General features: G+C 73.2%; 15 protein-coding genes and 1 pseudogene. 14 read left to right on the plus strand and 2 right to left on the minus strand.

The annotated features are described in order from the left end of the window. Positions 1–307 precede the first annotated feature (307 nt). The 8 genes and pseudogenes from folC to rodA all read left to right on the plus strand — a co-directional run bounded on the left by folC (position 308) and on the right by rodA (position 10082). Positions 308–1852 (plus strand): bifunctional tetrahydrofolate synthase/dihydrofolate synthase, encoded by a 1545-nt coding sequence (gene folC, locus ACMA1D_RS26710; protein WP_414726558.1) that lies wholly within the window; start codon positions 308–310, stop codon positions 1850–1852. 12 nt (positions 1853–1864) lie between these two features. After that, positions 1865–2233, plus strand: a pseudogene (locus ACMA1D_RS26715) (DUF4233 domain-containing protein); the annotation flags it as partial. A 573-nt stretch (positions 2234–2806) separates the two neighbouring features. Then, on the plus strand, positions 2807–3220 hold the full coding sequence (gene ndk, locus ACMA1D_RS26720; protein WP_349993828.1) for a nucleoside-diphosphate kinase: 414 nt from the start codon (positions 2807–2809) through the stop codon (positions 3218–3220). 326 nt (positions 3221–3546) lie between these two features. Next, positions 3547–4566, plus strand: a complete 1020-nt coding sequence (locus ACMA1D_RS26725) for a rod shape-determining protein (protein WP_349993836.1) — start codon at positions 3547–3549, stop codon at positions 4564–4566. A gap of 285 nt (positions 4567–4851) precedes the next feature. Beyond that, positions 4852–5790, plus strand: coding sequence for a rod shape-determining protein MreC (gene mreC, locus ACMA1D_RS26730; RefSeq protein WP_414726559.1), 939 nt, complete (start codon positions 4852–4854; stop codon positions 5788–5790). Then, positions 5787–6533: a rod shape-determining protein MreD gene (gene mreD, locus ACMA1D_RS26735; RefSeq protein ID WP_414726560.1), complete on the plus strand. Its 747-nt coding sequence runs from the start codon at positions 5787–5789 to the stop codon at positions 6531–6533. Before mreC ends, mreD begins: the two co-directional genes overlap by 4 nt. A gap of 97 nt (positions 6534–6630) precedes the next feature. Continuing rightward, complete coding sequence (gene mrdA / locus ACMA1D_RS26740) at positions 6631–8886, plus strand: penicillin-binding protein 2 (protein WP_414726561.1); 2256 nt, start codon at positions 6631–6633, stop codon at positions 8884–8886. Then, the gene (rodA, locus tag ACMA1D_RS26745; protein WP_414726562.1) at positions 8883–10082 is read left to right on the plus strand and encodes a rod shape-determining protein RodA; all 1200 of its coding nucleotides are present in this window, start codon (positions 8883–8885) and stop codon (positions 10080–10082) included. The genes mrdA and rodA overlap by 4 nt, the downstream gene beginning before the upstream one ends. Before the next feature lie 126 nt (positions 10083–10208). On the opposite strand, the gene ACMA1D_RS26750 is transcribed toward rodA, so the two are convergent. Then, on the minus strand, positions 10209–11483 hold the full coding sequence (locus ACMA1D_RS26750; RefSeq protein ID WP_414726563.1) for an FAD-dependent monooxygenase: 1275 nt from the start codon (positions 11481–11483) through the stop codon (positions 10209–10211). Between the two features lie 246 nt (positions 11484–11729). Between ACMA1D_RS26750 and ACMA1D_RS26755 the strand changes: the two genes are divergently transcribed. Further along, positions 11730–12446, plus strand: a complete 717-nt coding sequence (locus ACMA1D_RS26755) for a TetR/AcrR family transcriptional regulator (RefSeq protein ID WP_414726564.1) — start codon at positions 11730–11732, stop codon at positions 12444–12446. Between the two features lie 194 nt (positions 12447–12640). On the opposite strand, the gene ACMA1D_RS26760 is transcribed toward ACMA1D_RS26755, so the two are convergent. Further along, complete coding sequence (locus tag ACMA1D_RS26760) at positions 12641–13669, minus strand: ArsR family transcriptional regulator (protein WP_414726565.1); 1029 nt, start codon at positions 13667–13669, stop codon at positions 12641–12643. 268 nt (positions 13670–13937) lie between these two features. On the opposite strand from ACMA1D_RS26760, the gene ACMA1D_RS26765 reads away from it, so the two are divergent. From ACMA1D_RS26765 to ACMA1D_RS26785, 5 genes are all read left to right on the plus strand, one after another. Beyond that, a complete protein-coding gene (locus ACMA1D_RS26765; protein ID WP_414726566.1) occupies positions 13938–15344 on the plus strand; it encodes an alpha/beta hydrolase in 1407 nt (468 codons plus the stop codon). Positions 15345–15609: 265 nt separating this feature from the next. Continuing rightward, complete coding sequence (locus ACMA1D_RS26770; RefSeq protein WP_414726567.1) at positions 15610–17352, plus strand: CHAD domain-containing protein; 1743 nt, start codon at positions 15610–15612, stop codon at positions 17350–17352. A gap of 141 nt (positions 17353–17493) precedes the next feature. Further along, positions 17494–19434 carry a TIGR03960 family B12-binding radical SAM protein gene (locus ACMA1D_RS26775; RefSeq protein WP_414726568.1) on the plus strand — a complete coding sequence of 647 codons (1941 nt, stop codon included), beginning with the start codon at positions 17494–17496 and terminating at the stop codon, positions 19432–19434. Between the two features lie 482 nt (positions 19435–19916). Continuing rightward, complete coding sequence (locus tag ACMA1D_RS26780; RefSeq protein ID WP_414726569.1) at positions 19917–20717, plus strand: TIGR03936 family radical SAM-associated protein; 801 nt, start codon at positions 19917–19919, stop codon at positions 20715–20717. A 219-nt stretch (positions 20718–20936) separates the two neighbouring features. Next, on the plus strand, positions 20937–21235 hold a 299-nt coding region (locus ACMA1D_RS26785; RefSeq protein ID WP_414726570.1), incomplete at its 3' end, for a hypothetical protein.

Consider the following 21235-nt stretch of genomic DNA (forward strand, 5'->3'; position numbering starts at 1 on the left):
CGCCGCCGGCCGGCCCCGCTCCGCTGCTGTCCCTGCTGCCCGGCGCCCGCACCGCCGACGGAGACTCCGTACGCCCGGAGGTTTCGTACGACTGGCGGCGGCACGGGACCAGCGGCGTCGTACGGCCGGAGGGGGCGTACGGCCAGCGGCTCCGTACGGCCAGCGGCTTCGTACGGGCGGACGTTCCGTGCGGCCGACGGGGCCGTATGGCCGAACCCTTCAAAAGGGATGATACGGCTGCTAATGGTGCAAACGACGGGCGGCCGGGCGCGCGCTCGGTGTCGGACCCGCCTCGTAGACTGGCGGCGTGAGCGAGCGCCCCCCGAACGACGAATCCGAGCCTGACGGGCTCGACGCCTTCGACGAGATCATCGACGCCGAGACCGAGCGCGACCCCGACCTCGCGGTGATCGAGGCGGGCAGCCGCACGCTGCGGACGCAGGCCGGACCGCCCCAGGGCGACGGCGTCCCCACCAGGCCGCAGGACCCGGAGGTCGACCGCGCGCTGCGCGAGGTCGAGACGGAGCTGGCCAGCCGGTGGGGCGAGACCAAGCTCGACCCGTCGGTCGAGCGGATCAGGGCCGTGCTCGACGTCCTGGGCGAGCCCCAGCGCAGCTACCCCGCGATCCACATCACCGGCACCAACGGCAAGACCAGCACCGCCCGCATGATCGAGGCGCTGCTCGGCGCCTTCGAGCTGCGCACCGGGCGGTACACCAGCCCGCACGTCCAGTCGATCACCGAGCGGATCAGCCTGGACGGCGCGCCGATCTCCGCCGAGCGGTTCGTCGAGACCTACCACGACATCAAGCCGTACGTGGAGATGACCGACGCGCAGCAGGAGTTCCGGCTCTCCTTCTTCGAGGTGCTGACGGCGATGGCGTACGCGGCGTTCGCCGACGCGCCGGTGGACGTCGCGGTGGTCGAGGTCGGCATGGGCGGCACCTGGGACGCGACCAACGTGATCGACGCGACGGTCGCCGTGGTCACCCCGATCTCGCTGGACCACACCGACCGGCTCGGCAACACGCCCGCGGAGATCGCCGTCGAGAAGGCCGGCATCATCAAGGCGCTGGACACGACGGACGGTGCCGCCGGCGCCACCGTGGTGCTCGCGCAGCAGCCGGTCGAGGCCGCGTCGGTGCTGCTCAAGCGGGCGGTCGAGGTGGACGCCACGGTGGCCAGGGAGGGCATGGAGTTCGGCGTGCTCGGCCGGGAGGTGGCGGTCGGCGGGCAGTTGCTGACGCTGCGCGGCCTCGGCGGCGAGTACCCGGACGTCTTCCTCCCGCTGCACGGCGCCCACATGGCGCACAACGCGGCCGTGGCGCTCGCCGCCGTCGAGGCGTTCTTCGGCATCGGCTCGCAGCACGCCAGGACGCTGGACCTGGACACGGTGCGGGCCGCCTTCGCGGGCGTCTCGTCGCCGGGCCGGCTTGAGGTGATGCGGCGCAGCCCGACGGTGGTCCTCGACGCCGCGCACAATCCGGCGGGCGCGCAGGCCACGGCCGAGGCGGTCACCGAAGCGTTCGGCTTCAGCCGGCTGATCGGCGTGGTCGCCACCAGCGACGGCAAGGACGTACGGGGCGTGCTTGAGGCGTTCGAGCCGCTGTTCGCCGAGGTCGTCGTGACGCGGTACGCGCACGAGCGGGCGATGGACGTGGACGCGCTCGCCGCCGTCGCGGTGGAGGTCTTCGGGCCGGACCGGGTGCAGGTCGAGCCGCGGCTCGACGAGGCGCTGACCGTCGCGGTGACCCTCGCCGAGGAGGAGGGCGAGTTCTCCGGCGCCGGCGTGCTGGTCACCGGCTCGGTGATCACGGTCGGCGAGGCCCGACTGCTGCTGGGAAGGGACTGACCCGTGCGTACTCTGCGGACGCTGTGTGCGTCCACGCTGATCTGCGAGTTCTTCGTCATCGGCTTCGCCGGCCTGGTCGCGATGAAGCTGTCCGACCTGTCCATGGGCACGGTGTGGACGGTCAGCGGCATCGCCATGGTGCTGTGCGTCCTGCTCTCCGGCCTGCTGAGTCGGCCGTGGGCGCTCCAGGTCGGCTGGGCGCTCCAGATCGGCCTGGTGCTGAGCGGCTTCGTCGTCCCGGTGATGTTCTTCCTCGGCCTGGCCTTCACCGGTCTGTGGTGGGCCTCCATCCACTACGGCCGGCACATCGACGAGGCGAAGGCGCGGTTCGCGGCGATGGACGAGCGCGCCCGCGAACTGGCGGAGGCGGAAGCGGCGGGCCAGCCCGTGACGGATGCCCAGACCGCGGACGGTGGGCAGGGCGAGACCGCGGAGGGTGCGGCGGCAGGTGCGGCCGGTGCCGCGGACGGGGGAGCCGGGGCCGGCGCGCCCGAGACCGCCGCCCGCCCGGGTGGGGCCGCGGCCGAGCCCCCGCAGCAGCGGTCGGCCCCCGTCGATGCGGAACCGGCCGCGGCCGACACCGCCGCGGGTGGCGGTCGGGCGACGGCCGATCCGGCGTAGTCCGGCGCGATCCGGCGTAGTCCGGCGGGGCATCCGGCCCCACACGCGGCACTCGCCCGGGGGCCGGGCAACGGTTCTGACGGAGGGGGCGCGGCTGACGGCCGCGCCCCCTCCGCGCGTGCGGGGCCGGCCGGGCCCGCACGCGGGGAGGCCTCGCCCCGTCAGTACGCGCCCGGCCGGACCGCCCCGACGGAGCGACCCCCACGCGACGGCCCCCCGGCCCCGGGGCCCGTACCGTCAAGCGATCATGGACAGGCCCGGTGCGGCCGATGGTGGGAGCCCCTGTAGCCTCAGGCGCGATAACCCCCGTCACATCCGCAAGGAGCCGCGATCATGAGCCAGCGCACCCTCGTCCTTCTCAAGCCCGACGCGGTCAGGCGCGGTCTGGTGGGCGAGATCCTCGGCCGCATCGAGGGCAAGGCGGGCTGGCAGCTCGTCGCGCTGGAGCTGCGCACCCTGGAGCGCGAGGTGCTGGAGCAGCACTACGCCGAGCACGTGGGCAAGCCCTTCTACGAGCCGCTGATGGAGTTCATGGCCTCCGGCCCGATCGTGGCGCTGGTCGTGCAGGGCGAGCGCGTCATCGAGGGCGTCCGTACGCTGGCCGGCCCCACCGACCCGATCGCCGCCGCGCCCGGCAGCATCCGCGGCGACTTCGGCACCATCGTCCGCGAGAACCTCATTCACGCCTCCGACTCCGAGGAGTCGGCCGAACGGGAGATGAAGATTTTCTTTCCCGGTCTCGTCTGACGAGACGGCAGATATCTGATCGGTTTCTCCACCCGAACGACCTGATGGCCTCGGGTGCACCCGGTTGACCAGGGGGCTGCCGTATTTTTCGGTTGTCCCCTGGAATATGCCCATCGTTCGAGGGAACGCATCGCCGCGACACGACGTCCCCTATGGAGGGGGCGGACGGTGTTCCGCCGACAATGGCGGAGGAACCCTCGCGCCGCACTGCGGCGGGCGAGACTACGATGGAACCTTCCGCGCCACGTAAGCGCACTCATCACGCCGACCTCAATTAAGCATTCGCTCCAGTTGGGAAGGCCAGACGCATCCTCATGGGGAACAACATGTCGTTCATCGGCCGTGACATGGCTGTCGACCTCGGGACCGCCAACACGCTGGTTTACGTCAGAGGCCGCGGGATCGTCCTCAACGAGCCGTCTGTTGTCGCGATCAACACCAACACGGGCGGCATTCTCGCCGTGGGTGCCGAAGCGAAGAAGATGATCGGCCGTACGCCGGGGAACATCGTCGCCGTACGCCCCTTGAAGGACGGCGTTATCGCCGACTTTGAGATCACCGAGCGGATGCTCCGCTATTTCATTCTGAAGATCCACAAGCGCCGCTATCTGGCCCGGCCGCGCGTCGTGGTCTGCGTGCCCAGCGGCATCACCGGGGTCGAGCGACGCGCCGTGATCGAGGCGTCCACCCAGGCGGGTGCCCGCCAGGTGCACATCATCGAGGAGCCGATGGCCGCGGCGATCGGCTCCGGCCTGCCGGTGCACGAGGCCACCGGCAACATGGTGGTGGACATCGGCGGCGGCACCACCGAGGTCGCGGTCATCTCGCTCGGCGGAATCGTCACGGCGCAGTCCATCCGGGTGGCCGGCGACGAGCTCGACAACGCGATCATCCAGCACATCAAGAAGGAGTACAGCCTCCTGCTCGGTGAGCGCACGGCCGAGAACATCAAGATCACCATCGGTTCGGCGTACGAGTCGGAGCAGGAGGAGCACACCGAGATCCGCGGCCGTGACCTGGTCAGCGGGTTGCCCAAGACGGTGGTGATCTCCGCGGCCGAGGTGCGCAAGGCCATCGAGGAGCCCGTCAACTCGATCGTCGACGCCGTGAAGACCACGCTCGACAAGTGCCCGCCCGAGCTGTCCGGCGACGTGATGGACCGGGGCATCGTGCTCACCGGCGGTGGCGCGCTGCTGCGCGGGCTCGACGAGCGGCTGCGCCGCGAGACCGGCATGCCCATCCACATCGCCGAGGACCCGCTGGACTCGGTGGCCCTCGGCTCGGGCAAGTGCGTGGAGGAGTTCGAGGCGCTCCAGCAGGTCCTCGACTCCCAGCCGCGCCGCTGAACCAACGGTCGGGTGAACGGGTTCCGCCGCGCGGGTAGCCGCGTTCCGGCGCGGTGGAACCCCCGCATAATGAGTCGCACGGGTCCCGAAGGACGCCACGCGTCGCATCACCGGCACCGGGTGCGCCCTGCGCCGTGCGCACGCCTCCCGCGCAACGGGATGCGTGGAGACCCCCCAAAACTCTGGACGCGGTCCCCCGGGACAGCGTTCGTATCCAGGTAGGACGCCCCGACCGGCCGCCGCCTTGGACCGGCCGGTCCAACGAGGAAGGCACGGCCGCCGTACGTGAGGGACACCCGAGAGAGCCGGCTGCTACTAGTGCTGCTGGTCGCCATCGCGTTCGCTCTGATCACTGTGGACATCCGCGGTGGCGAGGACTCCCCGCTCGACAAGCCGCGCACGGCGGCCCAGACGGTCTTCGGCCCGGTCGAGGACACCGTGGCCACCGCCGTCGACCCGGTCGGCAACGCCATCGCCGCGGTACGGGACTCCGACGAGCGACACGACCGCATCAGCACCCTGGAACGGGAGAACGCCGAGCTCAAGCACAAGCTGGGCAGCGACGACCGCAACCGCGCGCGCGTCGCCGAACTCGACAAGCTGCTCAAGACCGCCGGCCGCGGCCAGTACGGCATCAAGGGCGCCGAGGTGATCGCGATAGGAGCCGCCCAGGGCTTCTCCTGGACGGTCACCATCGACGCCGGCAGCAACGACGGCCTCGCCCGCGACATGACCGTCATCAACGGTGACGGACTGGTCGGCCGGGTCACCACGGTCGGCCCCTCGACCTCCACCGTGCTGCTCGCCAACGACCCCGACTTCACCGTCGGCACCCGGCTGGAGAAGACCGGCGAGCTCGGCTTCGCCACCGGACAGGGCGACCGCTCGCTGCGCGTCCAACTCCTCAACGGCAAGGCCAAGGTGAAGAAGGGCGACCGGATGGTCACCTTCGGCTCCCGCGCCGACCGGCCGTTCGTGCCCGGCGTGCCGGTCGGTGAGGTGGTCCGGGTCGACCCCGCGCGCGGCGACCTGACCCGCAGCGTCCAGGTCCGCCCGTACGTGGGCTTCAGCAAGCTCGACATCGTCGGCGTCGTCGTCAAGCCGCCGCGCACCAACCCGCGCGACGAGGTGCTGCCGCCCAAGCCGGCGAAGAAGCCCAACCCCACGGTCACCGTCACGGTCAACCCGAGCGCGACCACCAAGCCCGGAGGCGCAGCCCAGTGAAACGCATCTCGCTCTCCATCCTGCTGGTGGTCTTCGCGCTGATCGTGCAGGTCACCGTGTTGGCCAGGTTGCAGCTACCGGGCGCGGTGCCCGATCTGCTGCTGCTGGTCGTGCTCGGTCTCGCGCTGGTCTACGGGCACACCGGCGGCGCGCTGATCGGCTTCGGCGCCGGCCTGCTCATCGACTTCGCCCCACCGGCGGACCACGCCGCCGGCCGGTACGCGCTGGTGCTGTGCGTCATCGGCTACCTGGCCGGTCTCGCCAAGCCCGAGAAGGGCCAACTGCGCTCGGCCACCGGACCGATGCTGGTGGTGGTCGGCGCGGCGATCGGCGCCACCCTGCTGTACGCGGCGGTCGGCGCGCTGGTCGGGGACGACGCGGCCCGTCAGGTCGGGCTCGGCAAGTTGCTGTTCACCGCGGCCGTCTACGACCTGCTGCTGGCGCCGTTCGTCGTACCGCTGGTGATGGCGCTGGCCCGGCGCACCGAGAGCCACCCGCTCAGCGACGGCGGCGGCTCCTCCGGCGGTGCCGGCGAGGGTGCGCTCGGCTGGCTGTCGGCCGGCTCCGGCAGCAGCGGCGCCGGCTGGGGCAAGGCGGCCAGGACCGGCAAGCCCGCCCGGCTCGGCAAGTCCATCAGGCTCGGCAAGTCGGCAAAGATCGCCAGCCCGCGCAGCGACCTGCTGGCCAAGCCGGCCAAGAGCAAGCCGGGCCGCATCAAGCTCAAGGGGGTCAAGCGGCTGTGAGGCGGCAGGCGCCGACGGGGGCCGCGTACCCGGGCCGACAGGACCCCGCGTACCCGGGCCCACAGGACCACTCGCATCGACCGCCGAGGGGGCGACGGTGACCAACATCCCGGAGACCGGGCGGACCACCCGGGTCACGATCCGGCTGGTGGCCATTCAGATCCTGGTCTTCTCGCTGCTGCTGACGCTCGGCGGCCGGCTGTGGTACTTGCAGATCCGCAACGGCGACGAGTACAGCAACCAGGCCAACAACAACCACGTGCAGCAGGTCATCGAGCCCGCCGTGCGCGGCTCCATCCTGGACGCCAGGGGCGTGGCGCTGGCCGACAACCAGACCCGGCTGGTGGTATCCGCCAGCCGCACCGAGCTGATGAAGATGGCCGACGACGGCGAGGCGGTGCTCACCCGGCTGGCCGAGGTGCTGGACCTGGAGCCCAAGGAGGTCACCGACAAGGTGCGGCTGTGCGACGCCAAGACGCCGCAGCCGTGCTGGAACGGCTCCCCGTACCAGCCCATCCCGATCACCGACGAGGCCACCACCCAGCAGGCCCTCCAGATCCGCGAGCGGGCCGAGGACTTCCCCGGCATCAGCGCCGAGCCCACCGCCGTGCGCCGCTACGCCGCGCCCGGCGACGCCAACACCGCGCAGGTGCTCGGCTACCTCTCGCCGGTCACCGACGACGAGATCAAGAAGGCCGAGGACAGCGAGTCGCCGCTGCTGCGCGCCGACCAGATCGGCCGCTCGGGCCTGGAGCGCACCTATGACAGCCAGCTCCGCGGCAAGGCCGGCGTCACCCGGTACGAGGTGGACAACCTCGGGCGCGTCATCGGCAAGGGCAAGAGCGATGCGGCGGTGCCCGGCTCGACCGTCGTCACCAGCATCGACGCCCGCGTACAGGCCATAGCGGAGAAGGAGCTCGACGCGGCGATGAAGGCCGCGCGCAAGGAGCACGACCGCAACACCAACCAGAACTACAAGGCGGACGCGGGCGCCGTGGTGGTGATGGAGTCCAAGACCGGCCGCATCGTGTCGATGGCCTCCAACCCGACGTACGACCCCAACGCCTGGGTCGGTGGCATCTCCGGCAAGGACTACCAGCGGCTGACCGGCAAGGACTCCAACTACCCGCTGCTCAACCGGGCCATCCAGGGCCAGGCCGCGCCCGGCTCGATCTTCAAGGTCATCTCGGCGACCGCAGCGGTCAACGCCGGCTACGCCTTCGACAACAAGTACGACTGTAGTAGCGCCTTCAACATCGGCGGCCAGGTCTTCAAGAACTTCGAGTCCAAGGGGTACGGCCCGATCGACCTCGGCCGGGCCCTCGAAGTCTCCTGCGACACCGTCTTCTACGACCTCGCGTACAAGCAGTGGCAGAAGGACGGCGGGAACAACCCGAAGAAGAAGCCGGGCGACTACTTCTACAAGACGGCCCACCAGTTCGGACTCGGCGAGGAGACCGGCATCGACCTGCCGGGCGAGGTCGCCGGGCGGGTGCCTGACCGGCAGTGGAAGAAGGACTACTACAAGGCCAACAAGGACGTCTGGTGCAAGCAGGCGAAGTCGAAGAAGGACGACTACGCCACCCGGGTCGCCCGCGAGAACTGCGCCGAGGGCATGAAGATGCGCGCCGGTGACAGCGTCAACTACTCCATCGGACAGGGCGACACCCTGGTGACGCCGATACAGATGGCGACGATCTACAGCGCCATCAGCAACGGCGGCACGCTCTACGACCCGACCGTCGGCAAGGCCGTGATCAGCCCGGACGGCAAGCAGGTCAAGGAGGTCAAGCCGACCTCGCACGGCAAGCTGCCGATGCGCGGCGACACCCGGGACAAGGTGGACGCGGCGCTGGCCGGCGTGGTCACGGGCGGCTCGGCGGCCTGGCGGTTCGGCGGCTGGCCGCAGGACAAGATCCCGATGCACGCCAAGACCGGCACCGCCGAGGTCTACGGCAAGCAGACCACCTCGTGGTTCGCCTCGTACACCAAGGACTACACGATCGTCATGACGATCTCCCAGGGCGGCACCGGCTCCGGCGCCTCCGGGCCTGCCGTGCGCAACATCTACAGCGCCCTGTACGGCGTGGACGCCAAGGGCGAGATCGACAAGAAGAAGGCGCTGCTGCCGACGCCGCAGCGCACCCTGCCCAAGATCGAGAAGGACGGCACGATCGAGGCGCCGCACATCAAGCCGCCGAAGAAGGCCAAGCCGACCGAGGAGGCGCCGGTGCTCGCCGCGGGTGAGCTCGGTCGGACGCCGGTGACCACCCTGGACGCCGGTGACCGGCCGGTCACCGCGCCCACCGCAGGCACGCTGCCGCTCGCCGCGGCTGGGAGGCGGGGCCAGTGACCGCATCGGACGGATTCTTCGTACGCAGGTTCTCGCCGGAGCCCGGCGCCTGGGGCAAGCTGACGGCGCGCGACTCGATCGTGCGGCGGCTGGACTGGACGCTGATGTTCTCGGCGCTCGCGCTGTCCGCGATGGGTGCCGTGCTGGTCTACTCCGCCACCCGCAACCGCACCGAGCTCACCGGCGGCGACCAGTACTCCTTCCTCTTCCGGCACACCCTGAACACCAGCATCGGCCTCGGGCTGATGATCGCCACCATCTGGCTGGGCCACCGCACGCTGCGCGGCGCGGTGCCGGTGCTGTACGTGCTGTCGGTGGTGCTGGTGCTCGCGGTGCTGTCGCCGCTGGGCTCGACGGTCAACGGCGCGCACTCCTGGATCCAACTGCCCGGCGGCTTCTCGCTCCAGCCGTCGGAGTTCACCAAGGTGACGATCATCTTGGGGATGGCGATGCTGCTGGCGGCCAAGGTGGACGCGGGGGACCGCGCCTACCCGGACCACCGCACGGTGCTCCAGTCGCTGGGCATCGCGGCCGTGCCGATCGCGATCGTGCTGCTGATGCCGGACCTCGGTTCGGTGATGGTGATGGCCGTCATCGTGCTGGCGGTGCTGTTGGCCTCCGGCGCGTCCAACCGCTGGATCGCCGGCATCATCGGCACCGGCATCCTGGGCATCGTGCTGATCTGGCAGCTCAAGATCCTGGACCAGTACCAGATCGACCGGTTCGCGGCGTTCGCCAACCCGGCGCTCGACCCGGCCGGCGTCGGCTACAACACCAACCAGGCCCGCATCGCGATCGGCTCGGGCCAGCTCCGCGGCGCCGGCCTGTTCAACGGCAGCCAGACGACGGGTCAGTTCGTGCCCGAGCAGCAGACCGACTTCGTCTTCACGGTGGCCGGCGAGGAACTCGGCTTCCTCGGCGGCGGGCTCATCATCCTGCTGGTGGGCGTGGTGCTGTGGCGCGCCTGCCGGATCGCCAGGAACGCACCCGAGCTGTACGGCACGATCGTGGCGGCCGGCGTCATCGCCTGGTTCGCGTTCCAGTCCTTCGAGAACATCGGCATGACGCTCGGCATCATGCCGGTCACCGGGCTGCCACTGCCCTTCGTCTCGTACGGCGGCACGTCGATGTTCGCCGCCTGGATAGCGATCGGCCTGTTGCAGTCGATCAAGGTGCAGCGGCCGATATCGGCCTGACGGCGCCCCGCCCGCGCGGGCCCGCCGTACCCGTCCGGCGCCCCGGCGCCCCTCCCGCGTTCGGCGGGGAGGGGGCGCCGGGGCGTTGGCGTGTGGGGGCGTGTCGTTTGTGGGGCGTGCGGCGGGTCATCGGGGGGCGTGCGGGGTGGGCTGCGGGGGGCCGGCCGCCGGCAGGTCGGGGTCCGGGTGCGCGGGCACCGGGCGCTCGGCCGCCGGGTGGTCAGGCACCGGATAGTCGGGCAGCGCCAGGGTGCTGCTGACCTTCTCGCCGAGCTTCAGCATGCCGTTCAGGAACAGCGGGCGGGACAGCAGCGCGTTGCGCAGGCGTAGCCCCGTGGCGGTGCCGGGGGCGAGGAACTTGCCGGTGCGGTCACCACCGACCTGGCAACCGGTGGCGTACTTCCGCAGCAGGCCCTCGTACCGCGCGAAGGCCGTCCGGTGGTCGCCCGCCGCGCGGGCGAGCTCACCGGCCAGCACGTAGGCGGCGACCAGCGCGGTGCCGGTGCCCATGCCGCCGATCGTGGCCCCGCAGGCGGCGTCACCGACCAGGCAGACGCGCCCGGCGGACCAGGTGTCCACGTCGGCCCGGCTGATCGAGTCGAAGTACAGGTCGGGCGCCCGGCGCAGCGAGTCAAGGAGTTCGGGCACCACCCAGCCGAGCCCGGCGAACGCGTCGGCGACCAGCCGCTTCTGCTGCTCCGTGTCGTGCCGGTGGTACGCCAACTCGGGCGCGGCGAAGACGAAGAACGCGCCGGCCAGGCCCGGGTCCCGGTGGTCCGGGCCGACGGACGCGAGCCGCCCCGGCACGTTGTAGCCGACCGAACCCCGGGTCAGCACCGGCTCTGCGGGCCGCGGCAACTGCCAGGTGGCGGCGTAGTAGCCGAGGTGGCTGACGTAGCGCTCCTCGGGTCCGAAGGCCAGGCTGCGGACCCGGGAGTGCAGCCCGTCGGCGCCGATGACCAGGTCGAAGTCGCGTACGACGCCGCTGGCGAAGGTCACCCGTACGCCGTCCGCACTCTCGTCGATGGCGGCGATCGAGTCGCCGAAGACGTACTCGGTGTACGGAGCGCTGCGCTCGTACAGCACCCGGGACAGGTCGCCGCGCAGTACCTCGATGGCGCCGCCGGCGAACTCGGCCGGCAGGTCGAGCAGGGGCCGGCCGGCCTCGTCCACGAAGCGCATCGGGGTGCCGCCGGTCTGGATGCGGCGCAGTTCGGGCAGCAGGCCCATGCGCTCCAGGACGGTGAGGTGGGTCTCGCCGCGGAAGTCGACGGCCTGCCCGCCGGTGCGCAGCGCGGGGGCCAGTTCGACGACGGTGGGGCGGAAGCCGTGCCGCCCCAGCCAGTAGGCGAGCGCGGGTCCGGCGATGCTGGCGCCGGAGATGAGGACGTTCGTGGGCACGGGGTGCTCCTTGGGTGCTGCGGGGTCGGGGATGGGGCGGCACGGGCTGCGGGTCGCATGGGGCGTACGGGCGGTACCAGCCGGGCCGCATGGGTCGCACGGGCGCGGGGCGCGGGGAGGCCAGCGATCACCGCCCCGGTGGGCCGTGCAGCGCAACTGTGTCCGGTGGACGCTGTTGAATACTGTGTACCGTAGACGCAGTTAACGGGTGCCGCAAGGCGCGAGGGCGACGAAGGGGAGACGGGCGTGGCGGACGAGTACGCCGAGACGGTGCGGCTGCTGTGGGGGGCGCGCCCGCGGCCCGCGCGGGGCCCGCGCCCCACCCTCGACCTGGAGCGCATCGCCCGCGCCGGCATCGAGATCGCCGACGCGGACGGGCTGGCAGACCTCGCCATGCAGCGGGTCGCCGGGCGGCTTGGTGTCACGAAGATGGCGCTGTACCGGTACGTGCCGGGCCGGGCCGAACTGGTCGCGTTGATGGTCGACGCCGCCATCGGCCCCTGCCCGGCACCGGCGGAGCCGGCCGGCGACTGGCGGGAGCAACTCGCGCGGTGGGCGCAGGCGTTGCTCGCCCGCTTCCGGCAGCACCCCTGGGTGCTTGAGGCCACCGTCGGGCCGCGGGTGGTGGGCCCCGGGGAACTGTCCTGGATGGAGCGCGCAGTGAGCGCACTGGACGGTACGGGGCTCGGCGGCGCCGAGCGGATGGATGCGGCCGTGCTGTTGGTCGGGCACGTACGCGGCATCACCCAGCAGTCCCGGGCGGCCGGCCCCGAAGGCAACCCCGAGGCCCAACTCGGCGCGATCCTCGGTGCGTTGATGCAGGAGCACGGCGAACGCTTCCCCGCGGTCACCGCGGCCATCGACGAGGCGGCCCGCTCACACGGCCAGGACCAGGCGTGGGAGTTCGGCCTCCACCGCATCCTGGACGGGCTAGCCGTACTGATCGCCCAGCGGGCGGGTTGACGGGCGCGGGGACTGCGGGGCGCCGGCCGGAGCGACGGCGGCGGGCGAGCGGGTCGCCGGCCTGCGGTGGGGCTGCGGGGCACGGGCCTGCGGGCCGGTGGCGGGGCACGGGCCGGGTGTGGGGTGGCGGGCCCGGGGCGCCAGTGACCGGTGGGCCGGGGCGGTGACGTGGGGCCGGCCGGCGGCCGGGTGCGCTACGAGGGGTGGGCCGACAGCGGTCGCGGTGGCGTCCCGCCGCCCTGGTGGCGGCCGATCAGCAGGGTGCCAAGCGGGGTGCGCCGGTGGAGTACGGCGCGGCCGGCGCGGACCGTGCTGATCAGGCCGGCGCCGCGGAGCGCCGCCGCGTGCGCGGACGCGGTCGCGGCCCCGACGCCGAGGCGGCGGGCGAGGTCACCGGTGGTGTGGTCGTCGGCGAGCAACAGCAGGGCCCGGTGCCGGGTGCGGCCGAGCACCGCGGCGAGCGCCGTGTCGGAGCCGTCGGCCGCCGCCGGCGTGAGCGGGATGCCGGGGCCCGCCGGGTACGTCACGTACGGCGGCCGGTTCTGCTCCGACCGGTCCTGCTCCGGCAGGTCGGCGACGAGCGGGTGGCCGGGCCAGTGGAAGGTCGGCAGGAGCGTGAGCCCCCGGCCCGCCGGCCGTAGCTCCAGGTGGTGCGGGGCGGGCAACTCCCAGGTGTCCGCGCGCAGTACGGAGCCGGGCACGGCCGCGGTGAGCGCCGCCCCGACGCCCGCCTCGGCCGCGGTCAGCGCGTAGCGGGCGAACTCCGCCCGGTGCATCTCCTGCACCAGCGGCCACACCGGCCCGATGACCGCGTCGAAGGCCGCGCGCTGCGCACGGTGCAGCACCTGCCAGCCGCTTGCGTCGCCGCGGTGCAGGTCGCGCACCCAGGGCGGGGGCGGGCCCGGTGCGGCGGCGTAGACCCGGGCGAGTTCGGCGCGGACCAGGGGCGCGGGGGTGGCGCGCGGTGCGTCGAGCGCGGCGCGCAGGTCGTCGCTGAACACGTCGAGGAAGGACGGTGCCACGCCGGCCGGGACCAGGTCGCGCAGCGGCTCGACGGCGCGCGGCAACCGGTGCAGCAGCCGCTCCCGCCAGGGCCCGTACCGCAGCGCCCCACCCGGGTGACCGAGCGTCAGCAGCGCCGTGTTGAGCTCCAGAAGCGGCGCCGGCCGCGGCGCGAAACGGACCCGGGCCAGGTCGGCCGCGGTGAGGTGGATGCGGATCACTACGCCTCCCGGTGCCCTGGCGCCAGCGTTTCGACGGGGACCGCAAGGCTCGTCCGGGCCCCGGCGCCCGGCCCAGTATTCCGGGCGTGCCCCCACCCGGGGGCGCCGGGTCGCACGGTCGGACCGTGCGGGCGCGGAAGTCGACGCGGGTGCGGACGCGAACGCGGATGTGGAAGGGGCGTGGGGCATGGGCTACGGCGAGAACGGGGTGCACCGACAGGGGGGCGGGCCACGGGCGGGGGCTGCCCGGGCCGGGGGAGCGGAGGGGGTGCCGGTGGTCGGGCCGCCCGGTGCGGGTGCCGGCCCGCGGCCGGGCCGCATCGCACGGCGGGCGGTGGTCGGCGCAGCGGCCTGGGGCGCCGTGCTGGCCTGCGCCGGCGCCGCGACGGCCCGCCCGGCGACGGACCGCGCGGGGGCGGGCCCGGCGCGCACGTCGACCCCGTACGGGGCGCCCACCGCGGCGCCGGGCGCGAGGCCCGACAGCGCACCCAACACCGCATCCGGCACGACACCAGGCGCCGCACCCGGCAGCACCTCCAGAAGCGCACCCCACAACGCACCCCGCAGCGTCGACGTCACGCTGCGGCTGCCGGCGCCGAGTGGGCCGTATCCGATCGGGGCCCGGGTGCTGCACCTGGTCGATCCGGAGCGTGCCGACCCGTGGCGGCCGGGCACGCGCCGCGAGGTGATGGTGACCGTGTGGTACCCGGCCCGCGGCGGCGCCGGCCGGCCGCTGGTGCCGCAGATGACGGCGCGGGCGGCGGCGTCGTTCGCCGACTGGGCCCCGCGGCTGCACCCGGGGCTGCTGCCCGCGACGGGCGTGGACTGGGCCGCCACCCTCACCCACGCCCGCCGGGACGCGCCGGTCAGGGCCGGCCGGCGGCGCCCCGTACTGCTCTACACGCCGGGCGGCGGCGAACCGCGCACCCTCGGCACCTGCCTGGCCGAGGAGTTGGCCAGCCACGGGTCGATCGTGGTCACGATCGACCACCCGGGCGACGCCAGCGAGGTGGAGTTCCCGGACGGCACGCTCCGCGAGACGGAGTTCCGGGGCGACCCGCGCGCCGATCCGGAGCTCTTCGCGACCGTGATCGCGGTACGGATCGCCGACGTCCGCTTCGTCCTGGACCGGCTGCTGGCGGCGGCGACCGGGGCCGCCCCGGGCGCGGGGCGGCGCGCCCTGCCCCGAGGTCTGGCCCAGGCGATCGACCCGCACCGGGTGGGCGTCTACGGCCACTCGGCGGGCGGCACCACCGCGGCGCAGGCGCTCTACGACGACCGGCGTATCGGGGCAGCGGTCAATCTGGAGGGACATCTGAGCCACCCGGGCACCCCCGCGGGCCGCCCGGGGCCGCTCTTCCCGGTGGCCGCCTACGGGGTGGACCGGCCGCTGCTCCTGGTGGGCACCGACGGCTTCCGCGACGCCGAGTACGAGCGCTCCTGGTCGGCGATGCTCGGCCACCCGCGGGGCCGCACCACCTGGCGCCAACTCTCCGCCGCCAACCACGCCACGCTCACCGACCACGCGGCGCTGGCGCCCCAGTTGCAGCGGGCCGGGCTGATCACCGAGGCGCAGCGGAACGCCCTGGTCGGCGCCGCCCCGCCGACCCGCTCCATCCCGTTGCTGCGCCATCTGGTGCGGGGCTTCTTCGCCCGCCACCTGGGGGCGCGCTGACCCCGGGCGGCAGCTTTGGGCAGCACCCCCGGCGCGCACTCGGCGGCGCCCCGCGGCAGGCGCCGCCGCAGGCCCGGTCCGCGTACCGACGCGGGCCCGGCGACCGCTCGCGCGGCCACCACCGGCGACGGGAGGAGAACGGGAGGAGAACGGGAGAAGAGGGGAGCGGGGCGGCGGAACAGGGCCGCGCGGTGCCGCCGGCCCCGTGACAGGGGCCGCCCGTACGGGCTCGCCCGACCAGGCCCTGCGGCGTACATTGCGCCCCATGGCCCACACCGTGCGAGAGATCGAGCGGAAGTACGAGGCCGCACCGGGCGCCGCGCCGATCGACGGCGCGGCGCTGGCCGGCCTCGCCGAACTGCCGGGCGTCGCCCGCGTCGCGGAGCAGGGCGTCAGCGCACTGGACGCCACCTACTACGACACGGCCGACCAGCGGCTCGCCGCGGACGGCGTGACGCTGCGCCGCCGCACCGGTGGTTCCGACGCCGGCTGGCACCTCAAGCTCCCGGCGCTGCCGGGCGGCGTCCGGCGTTCGGGCGGCGCCGGCGACCTGGTCAGGGACGAGGTCCGGGCCCCGCTCGCCGACGCGCTGCCCGCCGAACTCGCCGCCCTGGCCCGCTCCCGTACCCGCGCCGCCGACCTGCTGCCGCTGGTCGAACTCCGCACCCGGCGCACCGTGTGGCACCTGCTCGACGCGGCCGGCGCACGGCTCGCGGAGGTCAGCGCCGACGAGGTCAGCGCGCGCCGCGCGGCAGGCGGCGCGGCCGTCCACTGGTGGGAGGTGGAGGTCGAGCTGGCCGCCGGCGAAGCCGCGTTGCTCGACGCCGTCGCCCACCACCTGGCCGCGCACGGCCTGCGGCCGGCCCGTACGGGTTCCAAACTGGCCCGTGCCCTGACCGAGACGGCACCCGCCACGGCGGCCGACCCGACGACACCGGCACCGCCCCCGGACGCCGAGCGCAAGACCAGCAAGGCCAAGCCCGACAAGCGCAAGGCCAGCAAGCCGAAGGCCAAGGGGCCCAAGAACAGCAAGCCGAAGAACAGCAAGCCCGAGCACGCCGCCCGCACCGCCGGGGACGTGGTGCTCACCGCCGTACGTCGGCAGATCGCGGCGATCGTCGCGCTGGACCCGGCCGTACGGCTCGAAGCCCCGGACGCCGTGCACCAGATGCGGGTCGCCACCCGCCGCCTGCGCAGCGTCTTCCGCTCGTACCGCACGGTGGTGGACCGGTCGGTGACCGATCCGCTGGGCGCGGAGTTGAAGTGGCTCGCCGGCGCGCTCGGCGTGGACCGCGATCGCGAGGTGCTCACGGAGCGGCTGACCGCCGCCCTCGACGCGGTCCCGGGGCCGCTGCGGCTCGGCCCGGTCAGGGCCCGGCTCACGATCTGGTCGAGCGGCCGGCGGGCGAGCTCCCGCCAGCAGGTGGTGGAGGTGCTGGACGGCCCCCGCTACCTGGCGCTGCTGGACGCGCTCGCCGCCTTCCGGACGCCCGCGCCGGACGAGCAGCCGCACCCGCCGTACGCGCCGCACGACCAGCCGCTCTCCGCCGCCGGCCGGCCCCTGCTGCTCAAGGCCGCGGCCCGCCCGCCCCGCAAGGTGGTCCGCGCCGCGGTGCTGCGCGACGTGGACCGGCTCGCCCGCCAGGTGGAAGCCGCGCTCGCGGAGCCCGCGGGTGCGACGCGGGACGAGGCGCTGCACGTGGCACGCAAGGCCGCCAAGCGGGCCAGGTACGCGGCCGAGGCGGCCGAGGCGGGGCTCGGCCCGGCCGCCGCCGAACTGGCCCGCCACATGCAGCGCGTACAGCAGGTGCTCGGCGACCACCAGGACAGCGTGATGGCCCGCGCCGCCCTGCGCGACCTCGCCGTCCAGGCCCACGCGGCGGGCGAGTCCACCTTCACGCTCGGCCTCATCTACGGCCGCGAGGAGGCCGTGGCCGCCGCCCGTGAACGCGAACTCCCGGACGTCTGGGCCGCCGCCCTCACCCCGCACCCGCGCAAAACGCTCTGACCTGCGCCGTCGCGATCGGCGGCCCGCCCCGACGATCACCGGGTGAAGCGTTGCCGCGCGGCGGGTTAGGCTTGAGGGTCACCCGTCCCGCGTCGTCGGCGCAGGGGCGTGTCCCCCGTCAGCTCACGAAGGTTCCCGGGTATGTCTGCCGAATCGGTCTTCCCGCAGCTCGAAGCTCTGCTCCCGCATGTGCAGAAGCCGATCCAGTACGTGGGTGGAGAGCTGAACTCCACCGTGAAGAAGTGGGACGAGTGTGACGTCCGCTGGGCGCTCATGTACCCCGACGCCTATGAGGTCGGTCTCCCCAACCAGGGCGTCATGATCCTGTACGAGGTGCTCAACGAGCGCGACGGCGTGCTCGCCGAGCGCACCTACAGCGTCTGGCCCGACCTCGAAGAGCTGATGCGCGAGCACAAGGTGCCGCAGTTCACCGTGGACAGCCACCGCCCGGTCGCCGCCTTCGACGTCTTCGGGCTGAGCTTCTCCACCGAGCTCGGCTACACCAACATGCTCACCGCGCTCGACCTCGCGGGCATTCCGCTGGAGGCCGCGCGGCGCACCGAGGAGCACCCGGTCGTCGTCGCCGGCGGGCACGCGGCGTTCAACCCGGAGCCGATCGCCGACTTCATCGACTGCGCCGTCATCGGCGACGGCGAACAGGCCGTCCTGGAGATCACCGAAATCATCCGCGCCTGGAAGTCCGAGGGCCGCCCCGGGGGCCGCGAGGAGCTGCTGCTGCGCCTCGCCAAGACCGGCGGCGTGTACGTGCCGGGCTTCTACGACGTGGAGTACCTGCCCGACGGGCGCATCGCCCGCATGGTGCCCAACCGCTCCGGCGTGCCGTGGCGGGTCTCCAAGCACACCGTGATGGACCTCGACGAGTGGCCCTACCCCAAGCAGCCGCTGGTCCCGCTGGCCGAGACGGTGCACGAGCGGATGTCGGTCGAGATCTTCCGCGGCTGCACCCGCGGCTGCCGGTTCTGCCAGGCCGGCATGATCACCCGCCCGGTGCGCGAGCGCAGCATCACCGGCATCGGCGAGATGGTCGACCGGGGCCTGAAGGCGACCGGCTTCGAAGAGGTCGGCCTGCTCTCGCTCTCGTCGGCCGACCACACCGAGATCGGCGACATCGCCAAGGGCCTCGCTGACCGGTACGAAGAGGACAAGATCGGCCTCTCGCTGCCCTCCACCCGGGTGGACGCCTTCAACATCGACCTGGCCAACGAGCTCACCCGCAACGGCCGCCGCTCCGGCCTGACCTTCGCCCCCGAGGGCGGCTCGGAGCGCATCCGTAAGGTCATCAACAAGATGGTCTCGGAAGAGGACCTGATCCGAACGGTGGCCACCGCGTACGGCAACGGCTGGCGGCAGGTGAAGCTGTACTTCATGTGCGGGCTGCCCACCGAGACCGACGAGGACGTGCTCCAGATCGGCGACATGGCGGTCAATGTGATCGCCAAGGGCCGCGAGGTCTCGGGGTCCAACGACATCCGCTGCACCGTCTCCATCGGCGGGTTCGTGCCCAAGCCGCACACCCCCTTCCAGTGGGCCCCGCAACTGTCCGTCGAGGAGACCGACGCCCGCCTGGAGAAGCTGCGCGACAAGATCCGCGGCGACAAGAAGTACGGCCGCTCGATCGGCTTCCGCTACCACGACGGCAAGCCCGGCATCGTCGAGGGCCTGCTCTCGCGCGGCGACCGGCGGGTGGGCGCGGTGATCCGCGCGGTGTACGAGGACGGCGGCCGGTTCGACGGCTGGCGCGAGCACTTCTCGTACGAGCGCTGGATGCGGTGCGCCGAGGCGACGCTGCCCGCCTTCGGCGTGGACGTCGACTGGTACACCACCCGCGAGCGCACCTACGAAGAGGTGCTGCCCTGGGACCACCTGGACTCCGGCCTGGACAAGGACTGGCTCTGGGAGGACTGGCAGGACGCGCTGGACGAGACCGAGGTCGACGACTGCCGCTGGACCCCGTGCTTCGACTGCGGCGTGTGCCCCCAGCTCGACCTCGACATTCAGATCGGCCCGACGGGCAAGAAGCTGCTGCCGCTGACCGTGGTCGGGGGCAACTCCCCGTCGTAGGCGGCGCGCGACGCGACCGGGGCCGGGCTCGCTGCCCGGCCCCGCGTTTCGACTGGGGTGTCTGTCCCCACATCGACCGGGACATGCGGATCGGCCCCCATCGGCAACCGGCTGCTGCCGCCCACCGGGGCCGGGGGCCGGGCCGCCCGCGCCCCGACCGCCGTGCGGTGACCGTCCCCGGCCGAGGGGCCGCCCGCGCCCGTACGGTCGGATGACCCGCCCCGCCGCGCGCGAGGCGGTCCCGGTGCGGGGAACACCCCCCGCCGAACCCGGCGCGAGGCCGGGCGACGTACGACGCGTACCCTAGGGAGAAGGTCCACGCGCCGACCGCCGCGCCGATGCGGGGGTGGGCAGGACCCGACGACACTGGGCAGGCGACAGCCGGTGCGGCCCCCTTCGTGGGCTGACGCTCAGGCCCGCCCGACGCAAGGAGACATCCCCTGGGCAAGCGACAGCCCGAAGGCCCACCGCCCGCACCCGCGGTGCAGCGCATCCGACTGCGCTACACCAAGCGCGGTCGCCTCCGGTTCACCAGCCACCGCGATTTCCAGCGCGCCTTCGAGCGGGCCCTGCGTCGCGCCGAAGTCCCCATGGCGTACTCGGCGGGCTTCACCCCGCACCCCAAGGTGTCGTACGCGAACGCCGCGCCCACCGGCACCGGCAGCGAGGCCGAGTACCTGGAGATCCAGCTCGCCGAGCGGCGTGACCCGGAGCAGGTGCGGACGCTGCTCAACACCTCCCTGCCGGACGGCCTCGACATCACCGACGCCGTCGAAGCCGCCACCTCGGGGCTGGCCGACCGGTTGCAGGCATCGGTGTGGGAACTGCGGCTCGACGGAGTCGAGCACACCGTCGCCGCGGACGCCGTGGCCGCCTTCCTGGCGGCCGAGATCGTGGAAGTGCAACGCCGTACGAAAAACGGGTTGCGCACCTTCGACGCCCGTGCAGCGGTCGCCGGATTGGAAGCGCTCCCAGGTCAGGCCGATAGGCCGGGCGTCGAAGGCTGTGCGATACTGCGGCTGGTTGTTCGGCATGTGACACCTGCCGTGCGACCCGACGACGTGCTGTCCGGTCTCCGTGCAACGGCCGACCTGGCGCCGCCGGTCCCCGCTGCGGTGACCAGGCTGGCGCAGGGGCTGCTGGACGAGGAGTCCGGCACGGTGACCGATCCGCTCGCGCCCGACCGCGAGGCAGTCAAGGCCGCCCAACCCACGGCCGCCGCCACGACTGCCACGCCGGGAGTATCGCCCGCTCGCGGGGGAGCGCCGGAGGGTCCCAGCTAGGGACGGTCGTCGAAGCGCCGCTGTAGATGGGCAGCGACCCGGTTGCGGCAGGCGCACTGACCAGGAGACTTTCGCCGGTGCCGAAGAGAAGGACCCGGCGAGCGAGACAACAGCTCCCGTGCGGCGCCCGCGCCCCGGATGGCGGTACCGCGCACATCACGCGGGGCCGTGGCCGGAACCAGGCGCGGCGCCCGGGAGCGCGACGGGAGAACCGCCCGCATGCTCGAACCAATTGAGCCTAACGAATCCAACGACCCGCAGGGATCGCACCGGACCGCCGGTGCCGAGGGCACGCTGGGCGACAGCCCCAGCGGCACCCTGCCGCCGCGCCGCCGGCGCCGCGCCGCCTCCCGGCCCGCAGGGCCGCCCGCCGCGGGCGCCGACCTGAACGGCGCCGACCAGACCGCGGACGCCACCGGCCCCGCGACCCCGGCCGCGGCCCCGAACAGCACCGCCGCACCGGCCGCCGCCGCTGCCCCCGCTGCCCCGGTGGAGGCCCCGGCCGCCCAGGCCACGGC

The organism is Streptomyces sp. 796.1 (assembly GCF_047525675.1).
In the GTDB taxonomy this organism is placed as follows: domain Bacteria; phylum Actinomycetota; class Actinomycetes; order Streptomycetales; family Streptomycetaceae; genus Streptomyces.

Bases quoted from the DNA above. Each gene is read 5' to 3' on its own strand.
- ACMA1D_RS26725 (WP_349993836.1), top strand. From the start codon at position 3,547: ATGTCGTTCATCGGCCGTGACATGGCTGTCGACCTCGGGACCGCCAAC.
- ACMA1D_RS26770 (WP_414726567.1), top strand. From the start codon at position 15,610: ATGGCCCACACCGTGCGAGAGATCGAGCGGAAGTACGAGGCCGCACCG.
- ndk (WP_349993828.1), top strand. From the start codon at position 2,807: ATGAGCCAGCGCACCCTCGTCCTTCTCAAGCCCGACGCGGTCAGGCGC.
- ACMA1D_RS26775 (WP_414726568.1), top strand. From the start codon at position 17,494: ATGTCTGCCGAATCGGTCTTCCCGCAGCTCGAAGCTCTGCTCCCGCAT.